This window comes from Pseudolysobacter antarcticus (assembly GCF_004168365.1).
Taxonomy (GTDB): Bacteria; Pseudomonadota; Gammaproteobacteria; order Xanthomonadales; family Rhodanobacteraceae; genus Pseudolysobacter; species Pseudolysobacter antarcticus.
Genome location: NZ_CP035704.1, coordinates 3,650,553 through 3,675,416, shown reverse-complemented (window position 1 = coordinate 3,675,416; position 24,864 = coordinate 3,650,553). Strand labels below are relative to the sequence as shown.

Annotated in this window: 27 protein-coding genes and 1 pseudogene; 15 read left to right on the top strand and 13 right to left on the bottom strand. The window is 57.4% G+C overall.

Annotation, left to right across the window (positions count from 1 at the left end):
* Positions 1 to 46: 46 nt before the first annotated feature.
* From rsmD to ELE36_RS15720, 6 genes are all read left to right on the top strand, one after another.
* Positions 47 to 616 (top strand): 16S rRNA (guanine(966)-N(2))-methyltransferase RsmD, encoded by a 570-nt coding sequence (gene rsmD, locus ELE36_RS15745; RefSeq protein ID WP_129834943.1) that lies wholly within the window; start codon positions 47 to 49, stop codon positions 614 to 616.
* Between the two features lie 68 nt (positions 617 to 684).
* A complete protein-coding gene (gene coaD, locus ELE36_RS15740; protein ID WP_129834941.1) occupies positions 685 to 1,194 on the top strand; it encodes a pantetheine-phosphate adenylyltransferase in 510 nt (169 codons plus the stop codon).
* A gap of 43 nt (positions 1,195 to 1,237) precedes the next feature.
* On the top strand, positions 1,238 to 1,762 hold the full coding sequence (locus ELE36_RS15735; protein ID WP_129834939.1) for a hypothetical protein: 525 nt from the start codon (positions 1,238 to 1,240) through the stop codon (positions 1,760 to 1,762).
* A 165-nt stretch (positions 1,763 to 1,927) separates the two neighbouring features.
* On the top strand, positions 1,928 to 2,182 hold the full coding sequence (locus ELE36_RS15730) for a YfhL family 4Fe-4S dicluster ferredoxin (RefSeq protein WP_129834937.1): 255 nt from the start codon (positions 1,928 to 1,930) through the stop codon (positions 2,180 to 2,182).
* The gene (gene ggt, locus ELE36_RS15725; RefSeq protein WP_129834935.1) at positions 2,179 to 3,861 is read left to right on the top strand and encodes a gamma-glutamyltransferase; all 1,683 of its coding nucleotides are present in this window, start codon (positions 2,179 to 2,181) and stop codon (positions 3,859 to 3,861) included. Before ELE36_RS15730 ends, ggt begins: the two co-directional genes overlap by 4 nt.
* A 15-nt stretch (positions 3,862 to 3,876) precedes the next feature.
* Positions 3,877 to 4,737 carry an MBL fold metallo-hydrolase gene (locus ELE36_RS15720; protein ID WP_129834933.1) on the top strand — a complete coding sequence of 287 codons (861 nt, stop codon included), beginning with the start codon at positions 3,877 to 3,879 and terminating at the stop codon, positions 4,735 to 4,737.
* 27 nt (positions 4,738 to 4,764) lie between these two features.
* Here ELE36_RS15720 and ELE36_RS15715 read toward each other — a convergent pair whose 3' ends face one another.
* On the bottom strand, positions 4,765 to 5,316 hold the full coding sequence (locus ELE36_RS15715) for an NUDIX hydrolase (RefSeq protein WP_129834931.1): 552 nt from the start codon (positions 5,314 to 5,316) through the stop codon (positions 4,765 to 4,767).
* A 98-nt stretch (positions 5,317 to 5,414) separates the two neighbouring features.
* On the opposite strand from ELE36_RS15715, the gene ELE36_RS15710 reads away from it, so the two are divergent.
* Entirely contained in the window at positions 5,415 to 6,926 is a 1,512-nt protein-coding gene (locus ELE36_RS15710) for a YncE family protein (protein WP_129834929.1), read from the top strand.
* Between the two features lie 114 nt (positions 6,927 to 7,040).
* On the opposite strand, the gene ELE36_RS15705 is transcribed toward ELE36_RS15710, so the two are convergent.
* Positions 7,041 to 7,586 (bottom strand): Pycsar system effector family protein, encoded by a 546-nt coding sequence (locus ELE36_RS15705; protein WP_129834927.1) that lies wholly within the window; start codon positions 7,584 to 7,586, stop codon positions 7,041 to 7,043.
* Positions 7,587 to 7,714: 128 nt separating this feature from the next.
* On the opposite strand from ELE36_RS15705, the gene ELE36_RS15700 reads away from it, so the two are divergent.
* Positions 7,715 to 8,557, top strand: a complete 843-nt coding sequence (locus ELE36_RS15700; RefSeq protein WP_242512286.1) for an alpha/beta hydrolase — start codon at positions 7,715 to 7,717, stop codon at positions 8,555 to 8,557.
* Between the two features lie 57 nt (positions 8,558 to 8,614).
* On the opposite strand, the gene ahpD is transcribed toward ELE36_RS15700, so the two are convergent.
* Together ahpD and ELE36_RS15690 are read right to left on the bottom strand one after the other, a co-directional pair.
* The gene (gene ahpD, locus ELE36_RS15695; protein WP_129834923.1) at positions 8,615 to 9,157 is read right to left on the bottom strand and encodes an alkylhydroperoxidase, AhpD family; all 543 of its coding nucleotides are present in this window, start codon (positions 9,155 to 9,157) and stop codon (positions 8,615 to 8,617) included.
* Positions 9,158 to 9,382: 225 nt separating this feature from the next.
* Complete coding sequence (locus tag ELE36_RS15690; RefSeq protein WP_129834921.1) at positions 9,383 to 9,922, bottom strand: peroxiredoxin; 540 nt, start codon at positions 9,920 to 9,922, stop codon at positions 9,383 to 9,385.
* A 183-nt stretch (positions 9,923 to 10,105) separates the two neighbouring features.
* Here ELE36_RS15690 and ELE36_RS15685 point away from each other — a divergent pair, with 183 nt between their 5' ends.
* Positions 10,106 to 11,071, top strand: coding sequence for a LysR substrate-binding domain-containing protein (locus tag ELE36_RS15685; protein WP_129834919.1), 966 nt, complete (start codon positions 10,106 to 10,108; stop codon positions 11,069 to 11,071).
* 147 nt (positions 11,072 to 11,218) lie between these two features.
* Here ELE36_RS15685 and ELE36_RS15680 read toward each other — a convergent pair whose 3' ends face one another.
* Positions 11,219 to 12,556, bottom strand: coding sequence for a M23 family metallopeptidase (locus ELE36_RS15680; protein ID WP_165371645.1), 1,338 nt, complete (start codon positions 12,554 to 12,556; stop codon positions 11,219 to 11,221).
* Positions 12,557 to 12,840: 284 nt separating this feature from the next.
* Between ELE36_RS15680 and ELE36_RS15675 the strand changes: the two genes are divergently transcribed.
* Positions 12,841 to 13,245 (top strand): hypothetical protein, encoded by a 405-nt coding sequence (locus tag ELE36_RS15675; RefSeq protein WP_129834915.1) that lies wholly within the window; start codon positions 12,841 to 12,843, stop codon positions 13,243 to 13,245.
* Between the two features lie 82 nt (positions 13,246 to 13,327).
* Complete coding sequence (locus ELE36_RS15670) at positions 13,328 to 13,684, top strand: hypothetical protein (protein ID WP_129834913.1); 357 nt, start codon at positions 13,328 to 13,330, stop codon at positions 13,682 to 13,684.
* A gap of 105 nt (positions 13,685 to 13,789) precedes the next feature.
* Here the strand turns inward: ELE36_RS15670 and ELE36_RS15665 are convergent, their stop codons facing one another.
* Entirely contained in the window at positions 13,790 to 14,449 is a 660-nt protein-coding gene (locus ELE36_RS15665) for a glutathione S-transferase family protein (RefSeq protein ID WP_129834911.1), read from the bottom strand.
* A gap of 329 nt (positions 14,450 to 14,778) precedes the next feature.
* On the opposite strand from ELE36_RS15665, the gene ELE36_RS15660 reads away from it, so the two are divergent.
* The 3 genes and pseudogenes from ELE36_RS15660 (at position 14,779) to ELE36_RS20870 (ending at position 16,093) form a co-directional block, all read left to right on the top strand.
* Positions 14,779 to 15,216 (top strand): T6SS immunity protein Tdi1 domain-containing protein, encoded by a 438-nt coding sequence (locus ELE36_RS15660; RefSeq protein WP_129834910.1) that lies wholly within the window; start codon positions 14,779 to 14,781, stop codon positions 15,214 to 15,216.
* Positions 15,217 to 15,442: 226 nt separating this feature from the next.
* Positions 15,443 to 15,604: pseudogene (locus tag ELE36_RS21215) on the top strand (HNH endonuclease); the annotation flags it as partial.
* Positions 15,605 to 15,703: 99 nt separating this feature from the next.
* Positions 15,704 to 16,093: a hypothetical protein gene (locus ELE36_RS20870; protein ID WP_242512285.1), complete on the top strand. Its 390-nt coding sequence runs from the start codon at positions 15,704 to 15,706 to the stop codon at positions 16,091 to 16,093.
* Positions 16,094 to 16,201: 108 nt separating this feature from the next.
* On the opposite strand, the gene ELE36_RS15650 is transcribed toward ELE36_RS20870, so the two are convergent.
* From ELE36_RS15650 to ELE36_RS15635, 4 genes are read right to left on the bottom strand one after another with little or no spacing between them, the layout of a single operon-like run.
* Positions 16,202 to 17,299, bottom strand: a complete 1,098-nt coding sequence (locus tag ELE36_RS15650) for an ABC transporter permease (RefSeq protein ID WP_129834906.1) — start codon at positions 17,297 to 17,299, stop codon at positions 16,202 to 16,204.
* Entirely contained in the window at positions 17,296 to 18,234 is a 939-nt protein-coding gene (locus tag ELE36_RS15645; RefSeq protein WP_129836934.1) for an ABC transporter ATP-binding protein, read from the bottom strand. Before ELE36_RS15645 ends, ELE36_RS15650 begins: the two co-directional genes overlap by 4 nt.
* Positions 18,235 to 18,247: 13 nt before the next feature.
* Positions 18,248 to 19,198 carry an HlyD family secretion protein gene (locus ELE36_RS15640; protein ID WP_129834904.1) on the bottom strand — a complete coding sequence of 317 codons (951 nt, stop codon included), beginning with the start codon at positions 19,196 to 19,198 and terminating at the stop codon, positions 18,248 to 18,250.
* Positions 19,199 to 19,223: 25 nt separating this feature from the next.
* On the bottom strand, positions 19,224 to 19,832 hold the full coding sequence (locus ELE36_RS15635; RefSeq protein WP_165371644.1) for a TetR/AcrR family transcriptional regulator: 609 nt from the start codon (positions 19,830 to 19,832) through the stop codon (positions 19,224 to 19,226).
* 402 nt (positions 19,833 to 20,234) lie between these two features.
* On the opposite strand from ELE36_RS15635, the gene ELE36_RS15630 reads away from it, so the two are divergent.
* Positions 20,235 to 21,812, top strand: coding sequence for a S10 family peptidase (locus ELE36_RS15630; protein ID WP_207215796.1), 1,578 nt, complete (start codon positions 20,235 to 20,237; stop codon positions 21,810 to 21,812).
* 52 nt (positions 21,813 to 21,864) lie between these two features.
* Here the strand turns inward: ELE36_RS15630 and msrA are convergent, their stop codons facing one another.
* From msrA to ELE36_RS15615, 3 genes are all read right to left on the bottom strand, one after another.
* A complete protein-coding gene (gene msrA, locus ELE36_RS15625; RefSeq protein ID WP_129834900.1) occupies positions 21,865 to 22,518 on the bottom strand; it encodes a peptide-methionine (S)-S-oxide reductase MsrA in 654 nt (217 codons plus the stop codon).
* Positions 22,519 to 22,730: 212 nt separating this feature from the next.
* Positions 22,731 to 24,152, bottom strand: a complete 1,422-nt coding sequence (locus ELE36_RS15620) for an ATP-binding protein (protein WP_165371643.1) — start codon at positions 24,150 to 24,152, stop codon at positions 22,731 to 22,733.
* A 22-nt stretch (positions 24,153 to 24,174) separates the two neighbouring features.
* Positions 24,175 to 24,840: a response regulator transcription factor gene (locus ELE36_RS15615; RefSeq protein ID WP_129834896.1), complete on the bottom strand. Its 666-nt coding sequence runs from the start codon at positions 24,838 to 24,840 to the stop codon at positions 24,175 to 24,177.
* Positions 24,841 to 24,864: the final 24 nt, after the last annotated feature.

Genomic DNA, 24,864 nt, shown 5'->3' with positions numbered 1-24,864 from the left:
TGCGGCGCATTCTATCACCCCGCATTTATCACACACGGATGGCTCCATGCGCACACCCGCAGCATCAGGAAAATTGCGCATCATCGGCGGCACGTTACGCGGCTCGCGCATCGATGTGCCGAACGCGCCCGGCCTGCGGCCAACGCCGGATCGCGTGCGCGAAACCCTGTTCAACTGGTTGGCGCCAGTGATCGATGGCGCACGCTGCCTGGACCTGTTCGCTGGCACCGGGGCGCTTGGTATCGAGGCATGGTCACGCGGCGCCGGCGTTGTGGATTTTGTTGAACGCGATGCACGCCTGGTCGCCGCGTTGCGCAGCGATCTCACGCGGCTGCGCGTAACCGATGCCACGGTGCATGCCACTGACGCGTTGGCCTTCCTGCACAACACCGGACACGCTTGCGATATCGTTTTTCTCGATCCGCCATTTGCCGGCGATCTGTGGACCAGCACCGCGCAGGCGCTGGATATGCGCGGCTGGCTCAAGCCCGGCGCATGGATTTATATCGAGGCGCCGAGCGAAGCCCGGCCGAGCCTGCCCGAGCATTGGCTGCTGCATCGCGAGGCACGCGCTGGCGACGTGGGTTTTGCGCTTTACCGCAATGGCGATTCGTGATCGCACTATTGCGACCTGCCAGCTTCCGGTAAGCTGTGCGCGATGAATTCCCGACAGCGGTAGCGACAATGCCAGTCAGCCCCAACCGATCAAGAGTGGCGGTCTATCCCGGCACCTTCGATCCGATCACGAATGGCCATGTCGATCTGGTCACGCGCGCGGTGCCGCTGTTTGCACGCATCATCGTCGGCGTCGCCGAAAGCCCGAACAAGGGTACGGGTTTCAGCCTCGATGAGCGCATCGATCTGGCGCGCATTGCGCTGGCCGACATGCCGAATGTCGAGGTACGCGGATTCGATACGCTGCTCGCACATTTTGTCGAGGAAATCGGTGCCGGTGTGATCTTGCGCGGCCTGCGCGCGGTGTCGGATTTTGAATACGAATTCCAGCTCGCGAGCATGAACCGGCATTTGATTCCGAGCGCGGAAACCTTGTTCCTTACTCCGGCCGAGCAATACGGATTTATTTCATCTTCGCTGGTGCGCGAAATCGCACGCCTGGGAGGAGACGTTTCCGGGTTCGTACATCCGGCGGTGCAGCAAGCGCTGAAACAGCGCTGGCAGCATAAATTGTCGTAGCAGTGCAGAGTTTTCCTACAACGCAAACTTACAGAGGATCCCCATGAAACATTCCATCCGAATCCTGATTCTGACCTTGTGCACCGCGCTGAGCGTCAGCGCTTGCAACGGTGATGAAGATGCCGCGAAGAAAGCCGCCGCCGCCAAAGCCGCCGCCCAGCCGACCGCACCCGTCGCGATGCCGACCGATGCGAAAAATGTCGATGCGTGGAAGGCCTATCTGAAAGACGTCGTCATCCACAATATGGATGGCGTGCAGACACGTTCGCCGTACATGTATTTTGTGCCAAGCGGCGACGATGCCGACGTCAAAAGTGCGCGCGACAACCAGCTCGATAACGTCAAGAACGTCGTCGCGCGTGGCGTATTGCCGGGCAACATGATGGCGTTCGGCGGCCCGGATTCGAAGGCGACTTCCGATCTCGTGCTCGCAGCGTTCCAGAGCGCAAAAGCCGGCTCAATGAAGAACGTGCGTTTCCTGTTTATCGGCACCGCCGACGATAGCGCGCGAGTCAAGGCCGTGGTCGATCCGACCGGCGTGGATTTCCGCAGCGTCGAAATGAAATAACTTTCTGCGGCGCGCGAAGTCGATTCGCGCGCCGTTGCTTGTTATCGAGCACGCCTCACCGCATTACGAGCACAGGTTCGTTTCTACGCGTATTTGCATACGACTGACGCTGAGCTGCGCGCAGCTCTCGCTGCGCTAATTAATTTCGGAAATGTTGCGCCCGCCATGGCTTTGCTGATCACCGACCAATGCGTCAACTGCGATGTGTGCGAACCGGTGTGTCCGAACAAGGCCATCGCGCAGGGCGAAGTGGTGTATGAAATCGAACCGTCGCGCTGCACTGAATGTGTCGGTCATTTCGACACACCGCAGTGTGTCGAAGTCTGTCCGGTGGAATGCATTTTCATCGACCCCGAGCACACCGAATCGCGTGACGCGCTGCAGACCAAATATCGCGCCCTGACTGGAGCTATCGAATGACAATGTCCCTGCGTTTACGCATTGTGAGCGGCACGCTGCTGCTCGTGCTTGCGGGTGCCGGCCATGCCGCGGACAAACCGCTGCACGCGGCGATCGCGAGTGCGCACACGCTCGCCACGCAGGCTGGTTTCGACGTGCTTGCGCAGGGCGGCAACGCATTCGATGCGGCGGTTGCGGTCGCGTCCACGTTATCCGTCGTCGAGCCGCAAAGTTCCGGCATCGGTGGCGGCGGATTGTTTCTGCTGCATCGCGCGAGGGACGCGAAAGACATCATGCTCGATGCGCGAGAAACTGCGCCGGGCGCAAGTAATCCGTCGCTGTACCTGGATGCCAAAGGCGATCTTGATCGCGACAAATCGGTGAACGGCCCGCTGTCTGCAGGTATCCCCGGCGAGCCCGCCGCGCTGGTCTGGCTGGCTGTGCATTACGGCAAATTGCCGCTGAAAAAATCACTCGCACCAGCCATCCGCATTGCGCGCGATGGCTTTCAACCGGACTCGCGTTTTCTCAAGGAACTTGCGCAGCGCCAGCCGGTGATTGCGCGTTATCCGGCATCGGCGGCGTTGCTGCTCGATCAAGGTGTGGCGCCGAAGCAAGGTTGGATATTCAAGAATCCCGATCTCGCGCATACGCTCGAACTGATTGCCGAGAAAGGCAACGACGGTTTTTACAAAGGCGAGCTCGCGCAAAAACTGGTCGATGGCGTGCATGCGGCTGGCGGCAACTGGACACTCGCGGATCTCGCGCAGTACCAAGCCAAGGAACGCGAGACGATCAGCATCGATTACCACGAATGGCATATCGTCACGGCCACGCCGCCGTCGTCCGGCGGCATCGCGCTGGCCGAAATGCTGAACATCCTCAGCGGCTACGATCTGGGCAAGCTCGATCATGTGCATCGCACGCACATCATCGTGGAAGCGATGCGTCGCGCGTACCGTGACCGCGCCGAATATCTCGGCGATCCGGATTTCGTGACAATGCCGCTGGCCGAACTCGCCAGCCCGTTGTATGCGGCGGGTTTGCGCGCATCGATCCATCCGGAAAAAGCCACGCCTAGCGACTTGTTGCCGGGTTACATGGCGGCGCCGCAAGGCACGCACACCACGCATTTTTCGATCATCGACGGCGACGGCAATATGGTCGGCGCAACGCAAACCGTGAACCTGCCATTCGGCAGCGGACTCGTGATCGGCGGCACCGGTTTTTTGCTGAATAACGAGATGGACGATTTTGCACTCAAGGCCGGCACGGCGAATGCGTTTGGCCTGGTCGGCAATGACAAAAATGCACCAATGCCGGGGCGGCGTCCGCTGTCGTCGATGACACCGAGTTTCGTCATCGGTGCGGATCGCATCGGCGTGATTGGCACACCCGGCGGCAGCCGCATCATCACGATGGTGCTCGAAGGTATTCTGAATTTTATGGACGGCCAAACGCCCGAACAGATCGTCGCGGCCAAACGTTTTCATCATCAATATATGCCCGACGTGATTTCCAGCGAACCCGGCACCTTCACGCGCGAAGAACTCAAGGCGCTCGAAGCGATGGGTTACACGATGGACGACGGTTCACGCACGTGGGGTTTCATGAACGTGGTGAGCTGGAACAAAAAAACTGGCGCGTATGCCGCGGGCAGCGATCCGCGCGGCGTGAGCGGCAGCGCGGTCGTCAAATAAGCCTAAGGAAAACTCATGCGGCTGTGGTCACTGCTCGGCAATTCGCAACGTTTGGATGGCGGTGCGATGTTCGGCAATGTGCCGAAAGCAATGTGGTCGAAATGGATCCGGCCGGATGACGAAAATCGCATTCCACTGGCGTGTCGTTGTTTGCTGGTCGAAGGCCTGAACGGCAAGAACGTATTGTTCGAAACCGGTATCGGCGCATTTTTTGAACCGAAGTTGCGCGAGCGTTTTGGCGTGCTCGAAGAAAACCACGTGCTGCTGGATTCGCTCGCGCACGCCGGCTTTTCTCATGAAGATATCGACGCCGTGGTGCTGTCGCATCTGCACTTCGATCATGCCGGCGGTTTGCTCAGCGCATGGCAAAAAGACATACCCGCATCACTGCTGTTTCCGAACGCGCGCTATATCGTCGGTGCGGAATGCTGGCAGCGTGCGACGCATCCGCATGCGCGCGATCGCGCTTCGTTCATCGCGGAATTGCAGCCGCTACTGCAGCAGTCCGGGCGGCTCGAATTGGTCGACGGTCCGTTTTGCAAAACCTTGGGCGAATCGGTGCACTTCAGTTTCAGCCATGGTCACACGCCGGGCCTGATGCTCGCGGAAATCGTCGCCGAACACGGCGTGGTTTTTTGCGCCGATCTGATTCCGGGCCGCGCCTGGGTGCATCTGCCGATCACGATGGGTTACGACCGTAATGCCGAGTTGCTGATCGATGAGAAGCACATTTTTCTCGACGACAAACTGCAACGCAATGTACGCCTGTTTTTCACCCACGATACCGAGTGCGCGATGGCGCGCGTGAGCCGCGACGACAAAGGCCGCTTCGGCAGCACCGATGCGCTCGCGGAAATCATCGCGCTGCAAATCTAAGCGCGGCGAGCATTCACGCAGCGTGATTCAAGACGTCGCGGCGTTGGCCAGCAGAGCCGCGCCGTGATCGAGAAAATACAAGCCGGCGTACAGTTTCGGATCGATCGAATAACCTTGCCGCATCTTCTGCCACAACCAGTGCGGCGCATCATTACGCGGCACTTCATGCACGACGATATTTTCGGTTTCGTCGCCGCCACCCGCATGCACTCGCGTGAGATCGTAGGCGCGCACGAACGCGATCACCTCGGTACTCATGCCCGATGACGATGGCCCGGCCATGAGGTATTCAAAGCGTTCAGCCGCGTATCCGGTTTCTTCGAGCAACTCGCGGCGGGCCGCTTCAAGCAGGTTTTCGTTTTGCTGATCGGCGATGTCACCGACCAGACCGGCGGGCATTTCGATCGTCTTGCAGCCAATCGCCATGCGGAACTGCTCGACAAACAACAACTTATCTTGCGGCGTCAATGCGATAATGATGACTGCTCCGCCGGGATTGGTGCGTTCGACGTATTCCCACGTGCCTTTTCGCTTGAGGCGCAGATATTTTCCGTTGAAAAGCGTTTCTGTTTCGGTCATTGTGCGCGATTCCCGAGGCCACCAGCCAGTCCGGTGGCGAAACTTCTATCTTGCCGCGTGGTCGTAACGCGGTCTACTTCCATGATCAAGGTTTTCCGATGAAAGCACTACCTACTTTATTCGCGGCACTGTTGCTGGCGTTCGCGCTGAATCCGGCGCACGCGCAGGACAAACCTGCTGCAGCGAACCCTGCGGTCGCGGCCGATGGCTCCGATCCATCGACGCTCACCGAAGAACAAATCAAGCACGCCGATGTTCCGCTCGCACTCAACAAGCTGGCGCAATTTTACAACGGTCATGGCGACTACCAGCGGTTCATCTGGACAATGCAACGGCTGGTGGAACTGACACCCAACAGCGGCGCGCTGAAGCTGCAGCTCGCCATCGCCTACGCCCAGGTCGACAATAAATCCGGCGCCTACGACTTGCTCGTGCGCATGCAGGCGCAGGGTTTCGGCTACGACCTCAGCGATGACAAGCGCTTCGACAAGATCCACGGCACCAAGGTTTGGGACTACATCAACGCAAACCTCAAGGCCAACTTGGTGCCGTTTGGCGAGGGCAAGCCGGCTTTCGATTTGGACGGCAAGGATACCCTCATTGAAAGCCTGGCCTATGATCCCAAGCGTAAGCAGTTTCTTGCTGGCAGCATGCGCGACGGCTCGATTTCACTGGCCACGATGGATGGAAAACTTTCATCCTTCATCAAACCCGATGTGAGCAATGGCCTGTGGGGCGTTTACGATCTCGCCATCGATAGCGCGCACGACGTTTTGTATGTCGCAAGCTCCAGCGTACTGCAATTCAAGAATTACAAAGCGGAAGATGCCGGCAAAGCTGGGGTGTTCAAGTTCCAGCTTTCCAGCGGAAAATTTGTCGGCAAATATCTGGTGCCCGGCGAAGGCAAACATATTCTCTCGACCTTGACCATCGGTAAAGACGGTCAGCTGTTCGCCGCCGATGGGGTCAACAACGAAATCTACAAGCTCGACGCCGCCGGTCTCAAGCTGATCATGCGCAATCCGAAGCTTGAAAGTGTTCGCGGCATGGCTTTGTCGTCGGACGGCAAGATTCTGTATTTCGCCGATTATTCGCTGGGAATTTTTGGTATCGATCTCGCAAAAACCAGCGGGTTCGAAGTCAAGCACAATAGCGAAAAACTGGTGGTGGGCGGGATCGACGGTTTGTACTACTACGATGGCAATCTGGTGATGATTTCAAACGGAATGTCACCAGCGCGCGTGATGCGCCTGAAGCTCTCTGCCGATGGTCGCGAGATTGCCGGCGCCATGCCGCTGGATGTTGCTCAGGCCGCTTTCAGCGTGCCCACTTACGGCACCATTGTCGACGATCATTTATATTTCATCGCCAACAGCCAGAAAAGCCAGTATGACCAATATGGTTTGCCCAAGGATGCGTTGAAGCTCCAGCCCGTGCATGTATTCAAAAGCGATTTGCGTTTTGCGTGGGGACAGAGCGGGGTAGGGGGGATATCAAGCCGGTACCTGCAGCCTCGCCCGCAGAAGCGGAAAAGCTGCTTAAAAAACCACCATCAAAATTGGCGCCGGCAAAAACTGTCGATCAGCACTGACAGAACATCTGGCGAGTAGCTATTTGAGAGATTCCCCTAGGCCTTCATGTGCCTGCAATTCGCTAGCGGCCTTGCGAGACAGGGCCGTAAGCGGTATTGGTTGATGTCGCTTCGCTATTTGGCTTTGCAAGCATTACGATCTCAGCAGCAACCATAGCTGTTCAACAAACGCCAGCAGAAATCCACTAAGAAAACTCAAATAGCTGTAACGCAGATAGCGGTATTTGTGCCGCGCGAGATAACTGCCCATGCTGTAGATATCGCCGGCCATAGCGGCGTACACCGAGCCGTCGGCCTGCAGCGTACGCGCCATCTCGACCAGAAAACGTTCGCGTGAAAGCTCCGCGAAATGGCCGAAAAACAGCAGATTGAAATGACCCGGCAACTCGGTTTGAGTGAGCTTGAGCGGTCGATATTTCGGCAACACGGCAAGGATCGCGAGCAGCAATGCCAGCAGGGTAAATCCGGTCAACGTCAGCACGCTCAGGCGCAGCTCCGGTTGATTCAATCGCCCCATGCTCAAGGTCAGCACAATCGACGAAACGGTGATGATGATATTGGCCTTGGTATCGGCCATCATGCTCAACGAGACGTGATGCGCCTGCGCACCGCGCAACAGGGCATCGCCGGTGTTGCGCTCGGGCACGCTTACAAATAATTGCGAAGGTGTCGAATTCATTCACGCACTTCCTGTTGCACAATCAGCCGATGGTAGAAACATCCACCCCGCATGGCAACCGGCGCCTTCCGTCGCGATGGTCGCCTTGGCGCTGGCTGATTGTGCTCGTTGTCTTTTCGGCCACAGGCATGATGACCGGTTGTGCCGATGTATTTTTTTCGACACTCGATGCGGTGCATGCCGCGCGCGACCTGAGCGAAACACCGGACATCATGTTCGATGAAAATCACGCACTATCGCTCGATGTGTATGCGCCCAAAATGGCGGACAAGGCGCCAATCGTGGTGTTTTTTTACGGTGGCAGCTGGGAAGGCGGCAAACGGCGCTGGTACCGTTTTGTCGGCGAGGCGCTCGCAAGCAACGGCGTGATCGTCGTGATTCCCGACTATCGCAAATATCCGAAAGTGAAATTTCCCGCGTTCATGCAGGATGCGGCGCTGGCCGTGGAGTGGACGCGTGATCACGCCGCGCAATTTGGCGGCGACGCAAAAAAAATATTCATGATGGGCCATTCTGCTGGCGGGCATATTGCCGCGTTGCTTGCGACCGATGCGCGTTACCTGAAAGCGGTCGACATGGTCCCGCGTGATCTGGCCGGCATAATCGGTCTCGCTGGCGCGTATGATTTTTTGCCGTACGTCGAGAACGAAGCGGAGATCTTCGGCAACACGCCGCGTGGTCGCCACGATTCGCAGCCGGTCAATTTTGTCAGTGGCGACGAGCCGCCGATGTTGCTGCTGCAAGGCGCCAACGACAGCGAAGTCGAGCCACGCAATGCCGAATCACTCGCGGCAAAGTTGCTCGCGGTACACGAACCGGTGACGTTAAAAATTTATCCCGATGTCGGCCATTCGCGTATCCTGCTGGCATTCTCGCGCCAGTTCCGCACGACCATTCCAACATTGGCCGATACGCTCGCGTTTATCCGCGAGCTATCGACCACCGTCGAGAAAAATCCCGAGATGCACTGACACAAAACGGTTTCGTGTCGCATGCCTCATAGGCAGCGATTCGATGCAAACCGCGAATCAGATCGTCAGCGCCGTATTCTGTTCGAGAATTACCGCCGCCGCATGTACCACCGCGCCGATGCGCACCGCGCTCTGAATCGTCTGCGTCGTCAGGCCGTGATTGCGCAAGACCTTCTCGTGCGAATCGAGACACATGCCGCAACCGTTGATCGCCGACACCGCTATCGAGCAGAGCTCGAAATCGATCTTGTCGCCACCTGGATTAGCCATCACGTTCATGCGCAGACGCGCCGGTAATGTGGCGTAATCCTTCTCGCTCACGAGATGGGTAAAACGATAATAAATATTGGTCATGCCCATGATCGCGGCCGCAGCCTTGGCACCACCGATTTCGGCAGCATCGGCGACTTTCGCGGTTTCTTCGGCGATCGCCTGGGTCAGCGGCGCGTAACGCGAGCCGATCGCGCTAGCGAGGGCGATCAGGAAAATCTGCTTGGTGCTCAAGCCCGGCGCGCCGGATTCGTTCAGTACCGAATCCAGATTCAGGCGCAGATCCTTGGCGTAATCCGGCAGTAAGGCTTTCAGTTCGGTCAATGACATACGGTTCTCCATAAATAATACCGATGCTTCGGCAACAGACGTCCGACGCGGCGCGATCGCGCCACGAGACCTCTGCGAGTGGACAAGAAAATGGGCGGTGATACAGGGGGATATATCACCGCCCGCACGGGGCGCGCCTTGAGAACAATCAGGGAGTGTTGGGCGCGCTCCCGCAAACCGGAGAATCTCCGCGCAAGCGGTTACACCTGCGCGGAGATTCTTGTTTTATGCTGCTTTCAGCGTGCTTTCGCCTTGCTTCCAGTTGCATGGGCAAAGCTCATCGGTCTGCAACGCATCGAGTACGCGCAGCACTTCCTGCGGATTGCGGCCCACGCTCATGTCGGTGACATCGACAAAACGAATGATGCCTTCGGGATCGACCAGGAACGTCGCGCGCTTTGCCACGCCAGTTGCCTTGTCGAGAATGCCGAGCGCCGAGGTCAGTTCGCGCTTGATGTCGGCCAGCATCGGGAACGGCAGCGTGCCGAGATCTTTGTGATCACGACGCCATGCGAGGTGGACGAATTCCGAATCGATACTGCCGGTCAGAATCTGGCAATCACGATCGTTGAACTGCGCGTTGAGCGCACCGAACGCGGTAATCTCGGTCGGGCAAACAAACGTGAAATCCTTCGGATAGAAGAACACGCAAAGCCATTTTCCCGGGTAGGATTTGTTGTTGAGATCGACAAACGCGGTGTTCAAATCGTTGGATACGGTGGCCTGCAGCTGGAATTCTGGAAAAGTGTCGCCGACGGTTAACATGGATGAAGCTCCTGAAGGGTTGATGGAAGTTTTACGATGAAAGAATGGGACCTGCGAACAGGCTATGGCGGCAAGAGTAAAGAATATCCGACTATCATACCAATTAATTGATAAGATACTTTCGATAGTTTTTACCTATATCTATCCCAGCAGCTTATGTTGCTTGCTTCAGGAGACAAGGCGATGAACCTGCGTGATCTGGGATATCTGGTCGCTTTGGCCGAACACAAGCATTTCGGGCACGCCGCCGAAGCGTGTTTCGTGAGCCAGCCGACCCTTTCCACGCAGATCAAAAAACTCGAAGACGAACTCGGCGTCGCGCTGGTCGAGCGCACGCCGCGCATGGTGTTGCTCACCGAAGTCGGACGCGAAATCGTGCACCGCGCGCGCAGCGTATTGCACGAGATCGACCAAATCCGCGCGCTGGCGCGCGGCACTAGCGATCCCGAATCCGGCGCCGTGCGTCTTGGTCTGTTCCCGACCCTGGCACCGTATCTTTTGCCACATGTGGTGACGCCGATTCGCGAACGTTTCCCGCGTCTGGAATTGCTGCTGGTCGAGGAAAAATCCGAACTGCTGCTGCATCAGTTGCGCGAAGGCAAACTCGATGCGGCGATCCTCGCGCTGCCGCTGCACGACGACCAGTTGCATGCCGAGTTGTTGTTCGAGGAACCATTCCTGCTGGCGGTGCCGCTCGGCCACGCGCTCGCGCAACGCAAGACGCTCAAGCTCGCGGATCTGGCCGATGAAAATCTGCTGCTGCTCGCGGACGGCCATTGCATGCGCGATCAAGCGCTGGACGTCTGCCACATGGCCGGCGCCGGCGAGAAGTCCGGCTTCCGCGCCACGAGTCTGGAAACGCTGCGCCAGATGGTATCGGCCAATGTCGGCATCACCTTGTTGCCGGTGCTTTCGATCAAGCCGCCAGTGGCGCAATCCGACAATATCCAGCTCGTGCGTTTCCGCGACCACGCGCCGACGCGACGCATCGCGATGGTGTGGCGACGCAGTTCAGCGCTGACCGATTTCCTGCAAAAACTGGTGGCGGTATTTCGCCAACTGCCGCGCGAATTGCTGAATGATCATGTCGTTGAAGCCGTTGCAGCACCGGTGAAATCACTGGTCAAGCGGAAGCAGAAATCGAGATAGAGTCGGGCTGTCGCTGGCATCGGATTTCTTGGTCTTCATGTTTGTCTGTAAAATACTGCGTCGGATATTTCGCGTTAGCGCCAGCCATCAACCGCGCCGCTAGAAACTACGCCATAGCCGCGCGGTTAGCGTGAAAAGCCACGGCTGTTATGGATGCCTAGTCGAGCTGCAATCCGCCGGCACAGGCGTATTACCGGGTCGGCAGCGCGCCAGCAGAACAGCGATGCGGGCGCGCTCTGCGGCAACGGCGCCGACATCACGGCTCTCAGCGCTGCCCACGGTAAATGCGTGCGCATAAGCCTGCCCCTGAAACTCGGCATTGATCGTCCATAAACCATGCGGCGCATCGGCGGGTAAAACATATGACCAGTCCCATCCCGTGCCAGCATAAAAAGGCTTCGGTAAGCCCTCGCTGGCGAGATCGAAATCCCACGCCTGCCACACACTGTGATCCGGTCGCTCGATACTGAAATGCGTGATCTCGCCATTGCGCTGATCGTGATACGCGGCGAATACCCACAGCGTAGCAGCGGGTTCAAACGCATCTTGATATTGCGGATTTTCGTCGACCGGTTGCCCGTCGCTTACGCCACACGCGACGAATGAAGGCTCTGCCGAATGCGTTGAGAGCGAGTTGATCGTCGGCTGTTCATACGCCTGCGTGATCGCCCACAAATCCGGCGCCGCATTGCACTGGCCGTGACGCGGGTCGACGATGTCGCCATTCGGCCCGTGCAGCTCGAAATGCAAATGCGGCGCAGTCGATGATCCCGAACTGCCGACATCACCAAGAAACTCGCCGACCGCCACATTAGCGCCAATGGATTTGCTGGTGACGCTGCCGGATTTCATGTGGCCGTACCATGCCACCGTGCCGTCGGTATGTTGCACATACACCGCATTCCACTCGCCGTTGCCCATCGCGCACGAGCGATCAAAATTGCCGTCGCTCTTGCCGATGATCTGCCCCGCTGCAGCGGCGACAATCGCCACCTGTTCCTGGTCCATCATCAACCACGGATACGGCCAAAGGAAATAATCCGTGCCCGCATGGTTGTATCCCGCTGCGTTGTCGTAAGTGCGCGTGCCGCAGGTGTAATCTTTGACGAAGCCCGGAAAACGCGGATCGTGATCGACGAAATTGGAAATACCGTGGTAGTCGAAACCGATAAAATTCGTATTCGCCGACAGCGGCCATGCCAGACCGGTTTGCGCGATTTGTTCGATATGTGCCGATGATTTCTGCGCCATTATTTCCTGCGCAATTTGCGTTGATATTTCTGCGTCAGATGGCTGTATCGTTTGCAGATGCCGGGCCAGCAACAAGCGATTACGTGCCAGCATCTGCTCGATCTCGACACGTTGTGCAGACGACATGTCATCAGCAAAGTCATCCGCATCCACCAGCCAGTGGTGCATCGGCGCATCCGCCAAGGCGATGCCCGAAACCGCCGTACACATCAGCAACATCAGTGTCTGTCGCATTAGCATTCCTGCACAGATTGCAGATCGTCTGCTATCCACTCTGATACGTGGATTAGGCGAATGCAATAGCGCGCACCGGCTGCAACGCCACCAATGTCGATACCGTAATTCATGCGCCACCGTTTCCGGGACGTAGCGCATAAACATGTCGCCATAACTGCTTGCTCGTTGCCGACCAAGCGCGCGCGCCGCGCAGGGAATTCGCTTGACGCACGAAATCGCACAACCGACTATGCGGCCAACGCCCCACTTCGGGGTCTAATAGTAGTTGGGCTTCAAAAACAATGGCAACACTACTCGAACACGGTGGGGAAGTTGATCTATGGTGTGGTTGGCGGGTTACTCTGCCGCCTTCGTATCACGAACGAAACTCGGATGGTTCTTGGTCGTTCTGGGGCGCCGACTGGACAATTGATGCGATCATTGTAGAAGTCGCTGGCGACTCGAGCGGAAAGGCAGTTTCAGCCGAAAAGATGCTTGGTTCCGAACGAACCATAAATGCCAGCGGCGGTGGTTGGGTTGGCGAAGTGGTGGCGCTAACTGAAACAGATAATGGTAGGGACGTATTTCGTCTTTCTGCAAATCTAGCTTCTGAAAATACATCACTCTCGTTCTGGGTTTCGTATTTCGAGGAACATCAACGGCCGTTTGCGGAAAAACTCGTTCGTGGTGTTGTGCATGGCACGTAATCATTGGCCCAACACGGCAGTCAACTGGACTGCCTCCACGCTGCGCGTTCCGGCAGCCAGTTACTTTGAACGTTAGGCTTGCATGAAAGATTGGCGCGCTGCGTTACTCGTAATCCTCGCCGCTCTGGCGGCAATATGGTGTGTTGCTATGCCTTTCTATTGGGCTCGCGGTCTCAGCATGTCGTTCGGCGTGCCTTATTTGACTGCGTTGCACTTTTTTCTTCCGCAAGTCATCCTCGCCGCCATAGTCACTGGTTGTTTGCTGCTGGTGGGCTTTCGCCAGCGCGTTGCCGTTCCTGCTCTTGTCGTTGCAGCGGCTTTGGCCCCAATTCTCACTCTTAGCATCGGCAACCCTACCAGCGGTGTTTGGCCTGTTTCTGCTGCATTGCTGTTATTGCTCGCTTGGCGGTGTCGCGCCCACTTTGCTGCGCAAGCCTAAATATTCTGTAAGACTTCCCGTCAACATCGCGCGCTATGTGTTTGACGGCGAACCCTCAGCAGAAGAAAAAGAATGCGCCGGATATGTGGTGAGCGTAATTCTTTCTCACTGCGCTTCTTCTTTGGGGAACATAGCCATATACGGCTGCGCTTCACGCAAAACGCGCGCGTAGGACGGACGTAACATCAACCGTTGCAGGTAAGCCGCCAAATTCTTGAAGTCTGGCGCCAATGGCATCACGAGATTGCCGTAGAACAATGCGGGTGCAGCGGCGCAATCGGCCATGCTGAAAAAGTCGCCCATGGCCCATATGCGTGTTGCCATTTCCTTCTCGACAATGCCATAAGCGACTAGCATTTGCGCCTTGGCTTCGGCGACGCCGTGGGGATCGCGTACGTCGTGCGGACGAATGCGGTCGCCGACGATTTTCTGCACCGGCGCATGCACATAAGAGTCATAAAAACGATCTTTCAAACGCACTTCGCGTGCGACGTCAGGATCGGACGGGATCAGTGGCGTGCCTCCCGAATAGTGCTGATCCAGATATTCGATGATGATGCTTGATTCCGGAATGATCCGGTCTTGTTTCGTGTCACGCAGCACGGGAAATTTTCCGATCGGCCAGAGATTACGAAAGTCGTTACGCGATTTTTCATCGGCCAGATCCACAGTGTGCGGCACGAAGGCCGTGTTGTTTTCGTACAGCGCGATCAGCGCCTTGTGGCAAAAAGATGAGAGTGGATGGAAATAAAATTCGAGTGACATGCGGTGGCATCCTTTGATGTGGAATACAGCGTGTTCGGAGATTTTTTTACGTGACCTGGCGCGACCTGGTGCGTTCGACCAGTCCCGCAGGGAGGCTAATCACGCGGCGTCTGGCGGGTTTTTTAATGCGATGCCGAGCTTGTCGAGCAACGAGTTAGTACCTTCCTCGCGTGCTGCTGAATTATCAAAGTCATCGAGAAAAACACCTTGCTCGGTAACGATCAGTCGCGTGCCAGTTCCTGCGGATTTGAATTCGCTTGACGCCCGAAATCACACAACCGAGTATGCAGCCAACGCCCCGTTTCGAGGCTCTAATATTGTTATGCGTCATGCAACTTATCTCAAGCGTCGAACGCGAATGGAAATGGACAGGCATCCGGCCCAGCCAGGTTGTTGAAGACAACGCTTTCGGCAATCTGATCGTCAAAGACGAAGATGGCCGGTACTGGCGCCTGTGTCCAGAAGACCTTTACTGCAATGTCATAGCAAACGACCGTAACGGGCTGGATGCACTTTCAAAGACACAGGATTTCTTGGAAGGCTGGCATATGTCATCGCTGGTTGCAGAAGCAAAGGAACTCTTGGGCCCACTGAAACCGGGCTACAGATATTGTTTCAAGATTCCTTGCGTTCTCGGTGGCGAATACGGTGGCAAGAACTTGGCGACCATCACACTCGTCGAACTCATCGAAACATCCGGCCATATCGCGCGGCAAATACAGAATCTTCCTGACGGTAGCCAAGTTCGACTTCAGATTACAGAATGACTTTCAACCCTGCCTTCAAGCGGACGCCTCTACAGCGGTCCGCGCAAGTCAAACGTTGAGGATGTAGAAAAAATCCAGTCGCTGAGTTGATCGACGAAATAGCAAAAAGCGACCTCAGAGGATTCTCTAAAATTGACGATCAGCACTGCAGTATGGATAGACGGACTCTGGGAAATTGCCAAATATTTCCTCAACGGAACTTTTTTAACCTCGTTAGGTAAGCGGAATGTGGCCTGCAACAGTCAAGGATCGTGTATTAGTGGCATGTGCTCGTCAATGCACTCTTTGCCACAAATTTTGCGGAACCAACATTGAGTGTCATCACATTACTCCCGAGGCTGATGGCGGCGAGTCTACGTTCGAAAACTGTATACCGCTTTGCTTTGATTGCCATGCAGATGTCGGCCACTACAACGTACGACATCCGAAAGGAACTAAATACACATCAGCAGAATTGCGTGGACATCGAGAAAATTGGTTCGGTGCCATGGCCACACTTGCGGAGCGTGAACGCGAACCTGACGTTATATCCGAAGTTTACGAATGGCAGTTGGTAAGCCTTACGGGATTTGTTTGGCGCGAGACGTTCCCCGGCCGGCCCAACTATCAATGCTTCAAGACTGACGAGAATGAAACGTATTGGATGCTAATCCTGGCACACCCGATATCTCTTATTGCCATTCACCCTGAACACGGTGGGTCGTATCGCAGAGAAGGGATCAAGCGCCTTCAAATGCTGCTGACGAAAGAACAATACGATCACAATAGATTTCTTGTTCTTCGCGACGCACACGTTCATGGCCGGCTATTTCCATCGATAAGCGGGCATCATCATGGAGACGCGAATATTGAAGTCAGCACCCTCTCACCGGCCTGATATCTAATCCCAAATAAGCAGCGCGGCAACTCAGAATCTCATCGTATGTACCGCTCACACCGATCATCTAGTCAAGCCCAAGAATGCCCGCCATAGCTTGGCACCTGATCAGTCCAAACGTTTGCGCGTGCGCAGTATCGCGATGGTCAGCACCACGACACAGAAGGCGGCAAGTGCTGCGAGTTCGTGCCACAGATCGCGCAAGGTTGCGGCGCGCAACATGATGCCGCGGATCAGGCGGATGAAATGGGTCATCGGAAAAATTTCCGCCAGCCATTGCGCGGGCCACGGCATGCCGGCGAACGGGAACATGAAACCCGACAACAAAATCTGCGGCAGGAACGTGAACATTGCGAGCTGCATTGCCTGAAACTGGGTCTTGGCAAGCGTCGATAAAAACACGCCGAGCGATAACGACGCGATGATGAATGCCAGCGCCGCGCCGTACACATCGAGCAGCGATCCGTTGATCGGCACCTTGAAGATCAACACGCCGAGCGTGAGCACCACCGTCACTTGCAGCAAGCCGATGCCGATGAACGGCAAGACCTTGCCGAGCGTGAGTTCGGCGGGTGATACCGGCGTGGCGATCAGGAATTCGAGATTGCCGCGCTCGCGTTCGCGCACGATCGCCATGGCCGTGAACAGCACCATGGTCATCGTCAAAATCACGCCGATCAATCCGGGCACGGTGTTGATCGGCGCGCGCCGCTCGGGATTGTAAAAGTTCACAATTTCCACATTGTTTACTTGTACACCCAGCGCCGGATTGAGCAGCGATGCCAGCGGCAGCGCGGCGAGCTGGCGCGCGGCCTGCTGCACGATCTGATCCGAACCATCGACCACGATCTGCAGCGCGGCACGATCCTGCTCGATCACACGGCGCTCGAAATCCGGCGGTATCACCAGCGCGGCGCTGATGCGGCCTTCGCGCAAAAGCACGTCGACTTCCTGCGGCGCATGCAGCCGATATTTGAAATCCATCACGCCGGTCTGGCCGAGCGTGGCGACAAGTTCGCGCGATTGCCAAGTCTGCGCCTGATCGAGCACGGCGGCATCGAGATGGCGGATATCCATATTGATGGCGTAGCCGAACACCAGCAGCTGCATGGTCGGAATGCCGACGATCATCGCAAACGTGAGGCGATCGCGGCGCAGCTGCCGCAGCTCTTTTATGACGATCGAAAACAGGCGGCGCAGATTCATGATTTCTTCTCCGCGACGCTGCCGCTGGCTGAAGATCGACGAGTCGCGGCGACAAATACATCTTCGAGATTCGCCATCGTCGGTTCCACTTTCGCGTCGATGCCGGCCTCTCGCAAATGTTGCGCGATCCGCACGCGTTGCTCGTCTCCGCCGTCTGCCAGCACACGCAGGCTTGCGCCGATCTGCGCCATCGCGGTAATGCCCGTGAAACCGGTCAACGCACTTTGCGCGCGACGCGGCGCATCGCATTCGACCAGCAACGCCTGTCCGGGCAACGCAGCGGCGAGTTCGCGTGGCGCGCCATCGGCGACCAAACGACCGCGATCGAGAATCGCGAGGCGATGACAACGCTCCGCTTCATCCATGTAGTGCGTCGAAACAAGAATCGTGGTGCCCGCATCGACCAGCGCAAACAGCGAATCCCAGAACTCGCGCCGCGACTGCGGATCGACCGCGCTGGTCGGCTCATCCAGCAACAGCAACTCCGGTTTGTGCAACACCGCAGCGGCCAGCGCGAGGCGCTGTTTCTGGCCGCCGGACAGCGTGCCCGCGAGTTGTCCGCGCAGTTCTTCAAGCCAATACACCTTGAGCAATTCGGCGATGCGCGTACGGGCGTTGGCGCGCGTGAGCTCGTGCACGGCGGCGACAAAATCGAGGTTTTCGAATACGGTCAGATCGTCGTACAGCGAGAACTTCTGCGTCATGTAACCGATGCGGCGTTTCAGCGCTTCGGCCTGTTGCGGAATTTTGTAGCCGAGCACTTCGATCTCGCCGGAACTCGGCAGCAACAAGCCGCACAACATGCGAATCGTGGTGGACTTGCCCGAACCATTCGGTCCGAGAAAACCATAGACCTGCGCACGCTCGACGGTGAGGTCGAGATTGTCGACCGCGATCACGTCGCCGAAGCGCCGCGTCAATCCGCGCGCGACGATGGCATTTTTTGAATCAGTGTTTGGCATTGTCGAGCAACTGCGCCTGACATGGTACGCCGGCGGGCAAACTGTGTGCATCGGCGCCATCGAGTACGAGTTCGGCACGATAGGTCAGGCGACTAGCGTCTTCGCCGGTCAGCGCGTAATACGGCGTGAAACTCGCGTCGCTGCGAATGCGCGCCAAGGTTGCAGTGAACGCATGCGCCGCGCCATCCACCTGCACTGTAAAACGTGCGCCTTGCTGCAATTGCGCGCGACGCGGTTCCGGCACGAACACGCGCGCATACGGCGCCTCGCCGACCAGCAAACTGGCGACACTCGCGCCTGCGGGCGGGTGATCGCCGAGCTTGTACGGCAATGCGTCGATGCGCCCGGCGCGCGGCGCGTGCACGCTCAAACGTTGCAAGGTGATTTGCAGTTGCGCGAGATTCGCCTGCGCTTGCGCGAGTGCGGCTTCGCCCTGCGCGAGATCTTCGCTGCGTGTGCCGTGCAGCAGCTCGGCGAGGTTCGCACGTGCCACATTCGTATCGGCATTCGCCTGGCGTAGCGCGGTTTCGGCGTTATCGAGATCGACCTGACTGTTGAGTCCTTTCTTGCGGATATCGGCAGCGCGATCACGCGCGAGCTTGGCATTTGCCGCCGTGGTCTGCGTGCGTGCCAGCGCGGCGCGTGAGGCATCGATGGTTTCCGCACGCGCGCCGTGGCGCAATTCGTCGAGTGCCGCGGTGAGGCGTTGCACATCCGCCTGTATTCCATCCACCTGCGCCTGGGTGCGGCGTGGATCCAGTGTCAACAGCAATTGATCGGCTTCGACGTGATCGCCCTCTGCGACGAGGATTTGCGTGATCGGTTCGGATACCTCGGCGGGCACCGCGATGCGATCCCATTCGAGCGTACCGATCAGCGGCGATGGGCCGGGATCATGGCTACACGCAGCAATCAAGGCGCTCGTGAAAATCGCCATCAGCACGCGCTGATTTCGATGCGATCTATTTTGTTTTGACACGTTTCACCTCCAAAGCGCTGCGCACCAACGCCATGGTGTGCGCGATCAAGCTATCTGCATTCACACGACTTGCCGGTGCCTTGAATACGTCGCGCCAGATCGGCGCGGTGGCAAACGGAAATACCGCCAGACTCACCAGCGACAAACTGAGCAGGCGCGGATCGAGATCAGCACGAATCTCGCCGAGCGCCTGCGCTTGTTCGATCAGTTTCACCAAGCCTTTGGCGATCGCTCCGCTGAACTGCTTGACGATCCGCTCGCGCAAAACGCCGCCCTCGCTGAGCACTTCGCGCACCATCAATCGCGGCAGCCATGGATGCGCCGCGATATTGCGCATATGTCCTTCGAGAAAAGCCAGCAACGTGGTGCACGGGCTTTTAGTCGGTCCTTGCAAGGGCGCGGTCGAGATTGCGATAAATGGCGCGATGCGCTCATCCAGCAACGCCTCGACCATGGCGTCCTTGCTGCCGAAATAATAATGCAGCAACGCCGGAGTAACGCCTGCTTTCGTGGCTATCGCACGCAGCGGCGTGGCGATCACGCCGCGCTCGGCAAACAGCGCGACGGCCGCATCCAGCACTTGCGTGCGCATGTCGGCATCGGTCGACTGTGTTGGTCGACCGGGGCGGCGGGGCTTGCGTGGTTGTGCAGGCTTGACCATCCCAAAATTATAATTAACTGGTTAATTAATTTCAATGGCATCGGTCAAAACGCTTCTCTATGCGTACAAATATGAGCCGGTATCCCAGCGCAGGCTATCCAGATGTGTCATCCGATGCATCAAGAACCGGATTCCGGTCTGCGCTGAGATGACAGCTCATTTCCATGCCTTTGCGCGCTGCAAGTTTTCAAAAAACTCGATACATCAACCGCAAAAACGTAAAGACACGCAAATGTGCTTTGTCCACACTGGCCCACGCGCAGCGGCTTGATATAGTCGCGCGATTGGGCAGGCCAAAATTATACTGCCCGTTACTGCCGGGGAATATTGACCATGCCACGTATCTTGTTCATCAGCCTGATGTTGTCCACGTTATTGGGATTCGCCGTACCCGCATTTGCGCAGGATCAAGCCAAGGATGCGGATAGCGCGCACACCGATGGAAAACCGGATCCGAAGAAAAAAGAAGAACCCATTCCGCCCGAAGCAAAATCCGAAACACATCATGCGGTGAGCGTCGGCGGACATTCGATCAACTACACCGCGACCGCGGGCACGGTTTTGATTCGCGATGACAAGAGCAAACCTATCGCCAGCGTTTTTTATGTCGCCTACACGGCAGATAACAACAAGAACGATAACAACAAGAATGCGGCCAAGCGTCCGGTCACGTTTTTCTATAACGGCGGACCGGGATCATCCAGCGTCTGGCTGCATATGGGCTCGCTCGCGCCGGTGCGCGTGACCACCGAAAGTCCGCAGGCGACGTCGCCCGCGCCATTTCATCTGATCGACAACGCCGATACCTTGCTGGATAAATCCGATCTGGTTTTCATTGACGCGATCGGTGCCGGTTTCTCGCGCCCGGTGGGTGAAGGCAAACCGAAAGATTTCTGGGGCGTCGATCAGGATGTGCAGGCGTTCGCCAAGGCGATCACACGCTACGTCACGCTGAACAATCGCTGGGGCTCGCCGAAATTCCTGTTCGGCGAATCCTACGGCACACCACGTTCGGCGGCGCTGGTGTATGTGCTGCAGAAACAAGGCATGGCGATCAACGGCGTGGTGCTGCTGTCGTCTATCCTCAATTATGGTTCGCGTTTCCCGGGCCTCGATCAGGTCTATACGAGTTATCTGCCGAGCTATGCGGCGATCGCGTGGTATCACAACAAGGTCGCCAACAAGCCCGCCGAGATCGCGCCGTTTCTTGATGAAGTGCGACGTTTTGCCACCGATGAATACGGCCCCGCGCTGGCGCAAGGACACAACCTCAGCACCACGCGCGCCGATGCGATCGCGCAAAAACTCAGCCAGTACACCGGCCTTTCGGTGGCCTTCATCAAGGAAGCGAAACTGCGCGTGAATCCATCGCGCTTCCGCAAGGAATTGCTGCGTGGCCAAGGGCTCACGATGGGCCGTTACGATGCGCGCTTTGAAGGTGTCGACATCGACACCGCCGGCGAAAATCCGGAGTACGATGCCTCCGACACCGGCATGGCCGGCGCGATGGTTGGCGCGTTCCACGACTATCTCGGCAACCAGCTCAAATACACCACCGAGCTTGCCTATCTGCCAACCAATGGCGAGATCGGCAAAGCCTGGGACTGGCACCACAAGGCGCCCGACAGCGAGCGCCCGTTATTGATGGCGTACACCGCGGGCGATCTCGGTCAGGCGATGCGTGAAAATCCGCATCTGAAGGTGCTGTCGGCGAACGGCTATTTCGATCTGGCGACGCCGTTTTTCTCGACCGAATTCGATCTCGCGCACATGCAACTCGAACCCAACCTGCGCCAGAATTTGAGCTTCACGTATTACCCGTCAGGTCACATGGTGTATCTCAATACCGATGCGTTGAAGCAGTTCAAGATCGACCTGGCGAAGTTCTACGATTCAGCGGTTACGCAATAGTCAGTCGCCGCTGCGAGGATTAAATCCGCCTCGCAGCGGCGCTGCTTTAACTTCAGGCCGTCTGCGCAATTCCGATCGGACACAACACACCGGTGCCACCGATGCCGCAATAACCGTTCGGATTCTTGGCGAGGTATTGCTGGTGATAATCCTCGGCGTAATAGAACGGCCCGGCCGCTTCGATTTCGGTAGTGATGGCACCAAAACCCGAGCGGTTCAACGCGGCCTGGAAATCATTACGTGAAGCCTCGGCCGCGATACGCTGCGTTTCGTCGTAGCAATAAATGCCCGAGCGATATTGCGTGCCACGATCGTTGCCCTGCGCCATGCCTTGAGTGGGATCATGGTTTTCCCAGAAGGTTTTCAACAGCGCTTCAAACGTGATCACGGCAGGATCGTAAACCACCAGTACGACTTCGTTGTGCCCGGTCTGGCCGCTGCAGACTTCCTCGTAAGTCGGATTCGGCGTGATGCCGCCCGCATAACCCACCGCCGTGGTGAACACGCCCGGCAGATCCCAGAACTTGCGTTCCACGCCCCAGAAGCAACCCATGCCGAACTGCACGCGCTTGAGGCCCACGAACTCACCCTGAATCGGACGCCCGCTGATGAAATGACGATTGACCACCGGCATCGCGACATCACGCCCCGGCAAGGCGTTTTCCGCCGACGGCATGCGTTGTTTAAAAGCACCTATACCCAACATGCGATTCTCCTTTGAATATGCCAATCAGACCGGGCTGGTACTGACTGGCTTACACGGAAAGCATGTGGGCGCCGAACGGGCTTATTGCAAGCGCTGCGGCGCCTCGTTCGTAATCAACAAAATTATGCGCGGGCCGTTCACTCAAAAAACGTTACCGAAAATTTCTTGTAAAAACGAAAGGAGATGACTGCGCTTTAGATGTCATTCCAGAATCAGCTTTCTTGATTGGCATCGGATTGTGCATGAATAAACGCAATCGCTTTGAGCTGCGTGATACGCGCGCACAGGTAACCGCCGTGCAGCGCGAACTCGAGCTCCACACCGAGGGCGGCGGCGAGTGCGCGGGTTAGTGCGAGGCCCAGGCCGCCGTGCGGGATGGTTTCGTTTTCGTCGTTCTTGCGCCAGTAGCGTTCGCCGAAATGTTGTAGATCCTGTTCGGTCAGACTCGGCGCGGCGTTGCGGAATTCCAGGCTCGCGACATTGCTGTCGGCAGTTTCGGTGTTGTCGATACTGATGAATAAATCACTGTCCTGCTCGGCGTAATCCACCGCATTCACCAGCAGGTTGGCGACGATGCGCTCGAGCAGCGCGGTATCGCTAAGCACCCACGCTTCTTTCGGCACGCTACTGAGAATTCGCAGATGCCGCGCGCCGATGCGCTGTTGCAGCAGGCCGAGTTGACTCGTGATTAGGCCGCCGAGTTCGACCGGTTCTTCTTCGATCTGATCCAGCCCGGCTTCGTAGCGCACGAGTGACAACAAGCCGTCCACCGAGCGCGTCATGCCATCGACGGTGGTCAGCAGAGTAGTGAGGCTTTTGCGTGCGGAGTCGGATTCGCTATGGCTCAGGCTGTGTTCGGTGACGGTGCGCATCACCGCCAGCGGCGTGCGCAATTCATGCGCCACCGCGCGTGCAAATCCGCGCTCGCGTTCGACCGCCGCGAGCAAGCGCGCGAACGCATCGTTGAGCGTGCGTGCGACGGGCGCGAGTTCCTGCGGCATCGCCGCGAGATCGAAATCGGTGGTCAGATTCTGCGGCGTGAGTAACGCAGCGCTAGCGCCAAAACGTTCGAGCGGATGCAGGCCGCGTTGCACCGCGATGGCCGCGAGTGCGGTGGTCATGAGCAGCGCGAGCACGATGCCGATCAACAGTGCGTAATGCGCGTATCTTTCGAGATCGTCGATCTCCTCGCGCTGTTCGGAAACTACAATCGTCAGCGGCTGTGCGTAGCTGTGCTCGGGCAAGTTCAGGCGCAATGCCACGGCGCGACCGAGCAGGCCATCCGGCAACCGCGCGTTGTAGAACGTGGTGTCTCTGGCCTCGAATTTTTTCGGTTGCCGCAGATTGTCGGCGCCGCACGAGTCGGACTTCTGCAATGACTTCCCATTGCCGTCCCACACCTGAAAAAAATCGGTGCGAATTTCGCGCTGCAGCTGGGCATTCAGTGGATCGACCGCGCCAGTTGTAATGTCGCGTGGCGCATCGGCAAGGATCGCGGCGATTGCGCGCGCCTGGGTTTCCAGTCCAGCATCGAAACGGCCGAAGGTTTCAGCGCCGATGACATAATCGAAGCTGACAAAAATCGCCGCGAGCATCACGCCCAGACCCACGCACAGCGTGATGGTCAGGCGCATGCGGATCGATCGGCGCAGTAAACTACGAAACCAGATAACCATAACCGCGCCGCGTTTCGATGATGTCCTTGAGTCCGGCGCGCAAGAGTTTGGCGCGCAAGGTGCTGATCAATACTTCGACGACGCGATCCGACGCCTCGCTCTTCGAATCGTAAATGCGCTCGAACAAACTCTGGCGGCTGTGCACACGTCCACGCTCACGCACCAGCGCTTCGAGCAGCGCATATTCTTTCGGCGACAGCGCGAGTGGTTCGCCACGCGCTTTTGCCAAGCGGATGGAGGTATCGACTTCGAGATCGCCGACCAGCAGGCGCATTTCGCCGTGGCTTAATGCGCGTCGACTCAGCGCATTGATGCGCGCGCGCAACTCGTCGATGGCGAAAGGTTTGACGAGGTAATCGTCGGCACCGAGATTGAGTGCCTGCACGCGGTCGTTGACGTGATCGCGTGCAGACAGCACGAGCACACGCGAGTCGCGTCCGGATTCGCGCAGCTTGCGTAGCACTGTCAAGCCATCGACGCGCGGCAGCATTAGATCCAGCACCACGATCTCGTAGTTGTAGCCGCCGATGAAACCAAGCGCCTCGGCGCCGTCACCTGCGCAGTCAACGACATGACCGTCATCGATCAGGCTGTTCGCCAGTGCGTCGCGCAAGGGCAGGGCATCTTCGACCAAAAGAATCCGCATGTTTCTCAGCCAGCCGGGAAGATT

Excerpts from the sequence above, each read along its gene's own strand:
- rsmD (WP_129834943.1), top strand. The coding sequence starts at position 47 with ATGCGCACACCCGCAGCATCAGGAAAATTGCGCATCATCGGCGGCACG.
- coaD (WP_129834941.1), top strand. The coding sequence starts at position 685 with ATGCCAGTCAGCCCCAACCGATCAAGAGTGGCGGTCTATCCCGGCACC.
- ELE36_RS15735 (WP_129834939.1), top strand. The coding sequence starts at position 1,238 with ATGAAACATTCCATCCGAATCCTGATTCTGACCTTGTGCACCGCGCTG.
- ELE36_RS15730 (WP_129834937.1), top strand. The coding sequence starts at position 1,928 with ATGGCTTTGCTGATCACCGACCAATGCGTCAACTGCGATGTGTGCGAA.
- ggt (WP_129834935.1), top strand. The coding sequence starts at position 2,179 with ATGACAATGTCCCTGCGTTTACGCATTGTGAGCGGCACGCTGCTGCTC.
- ELE36_RS15720 (WP_129834933.1), top strand. The coding sequence starts at position 3,877 with ATGCGGCTGTGGTCACTGCTCGGCAATTCGCAACGTTTGGATGGCGGT.
- ELE36_RS15715 (WP_129834931.1), bottom strand. The coding sequence starts at position 5,316 with ATGACCGAAACAGAAACGCTTTTCAACGGAAAATATCTGCGCCTCAAG.
- ELE36_RS15710 (WP_129834929.1), top strand. The coding sequence starts at position 5,415 with ATGAAAGCACTACCTACTTTATTCGCGGCACTGTTGCTGGCGTTCGCG.
- ELE36_RS15705 (WP_129834927.1), bottom strand. The coding sequence starts at position 7,586 with ATGAATTCGACACCTTCGCAATTATTTGTAAGCGTGCCCGAGCGCAAC.
- ELE36_RS15700 (WP_242512286.1), top strand. The coding sequence starts at position 7,715 with ATGATGACCGGTTGTGCCGATGTATTTTTTTCGACACTCGATGCGGTG.
- ahpD (WP_129834923.1), bottom strand. The coding sequence starts at position 9,157 with ATGTCATTGACCGAACTGAAAGCCTTACTGCCGGATTACGCCAAGGAT.
- ELE36_RS15690 (WP_129834921.1), bottom strand. The coding sequence starts at position 9,922 with ATGTTAACCGTCGGCGACACTTTTCCAGAATTCCAGCTGCAGGCCACC.
- ELE36_RS15685 (WP_129834919.1), top strand. The coding sequence starts at position 10,106 with ATGAACCTGCGTGATCTGGGATATCTGGTCGCTTTGGCCGAACACAAG.
- ELE36_RS15680 (WP_165371645.1), bottom strand. The coding sequence starts at position 12,556 with ATGCGACAGACACTGATGTTGCTGATGTGTACGGCGGTTTCGGGCATC.
- ELE36_RS15675 (WP_129834915.1), top strand. The coding sequence starts at position 12,841 with ATGGCAACACTACTCGAACACGGTGGGGAAGTTGATCTATGGTGTGGT.
- ELE36_RS15670 (WP_129834913.1), top strand. The coding sequence starts at position 13,328 with ATGAAAGATTGGCGCGCTGCGTTACTCGTAATCCTCGCCGCTCTGGCG.
- ELE36_RS15665 (WP_129834911.1), bottom strand. The coding sequence starts at position 14,449 with ATGTCACTCGAATTTTATTTCCATCCACTCTCATCTTTTTGCCACAAG.
- ELE36_RS15660 (WP_129834910.1), top strand. The coding sequence starts at position 14,779 with ATGCAACTTATCTCAAGCGTCGAACGCGAATGGAAATGGACAGGCATC.
- ELE36_RS20870 (WP_242512285.1), top strand. The coding sequence starts at position 15,704 with ATGGCCACACTTGCGGAGCGTGAACGCGAACCTGACGTTATATCCGAA.
- ELE36_RS15650 (WP_129834906.1), bottom strand. The coding sequence starts at position 17,299 with ATGAATCTGCGCCGCCTGTTTTCGATCGTCATAAAAGAGCTGCGGCAG.
- ELE36_RS15640 (WP_129834904.1), bottom strand. The coding sequence starts at position 19,198 with ATGGCGATTTTCACGAGCGCCTTGATTGCTGCGTGTAGCCATGATCCC.
- ELE36_RS15635 (WP_165371644.1), bottom strand. The coding sequence starts at position 19,832 with ATGCGCACGCAAGTGCTGGATGCGGCCGTCGCGCTGTTTGCCGAGCGC.
- ELE36_RS15630 (WP_207215796.1), top strand. The coding sequence starts at position 20,235 with ATGCCACGTATCTTGTTCATCAGCCTGATGTTGTCCACGTTATTGGGA.
- msrA (WP_129834900.1), bottom strand. The coding sequence starts at position 22,518 with ATGTTGGGTATAGGTGCTTTTAAACAACGCATGCCGTCGGCGGAAAAC.
- ELE36_RS15620 (WP_165371643.1), bottom strand. The coding sequence starts at position 24,152 with ATGCGCCTGACCATCACGCTGTGCGTGGGTCTGGGCGTGATGCTCGCG.
- ELE36_RS15615 (WP_129834896.1), bottom strand. The coding sequence starts at position 24,840 with ATGCGGATTCTTTTGGTCGAAGATGCCCTGCCCTTGCGCGACGCACTG.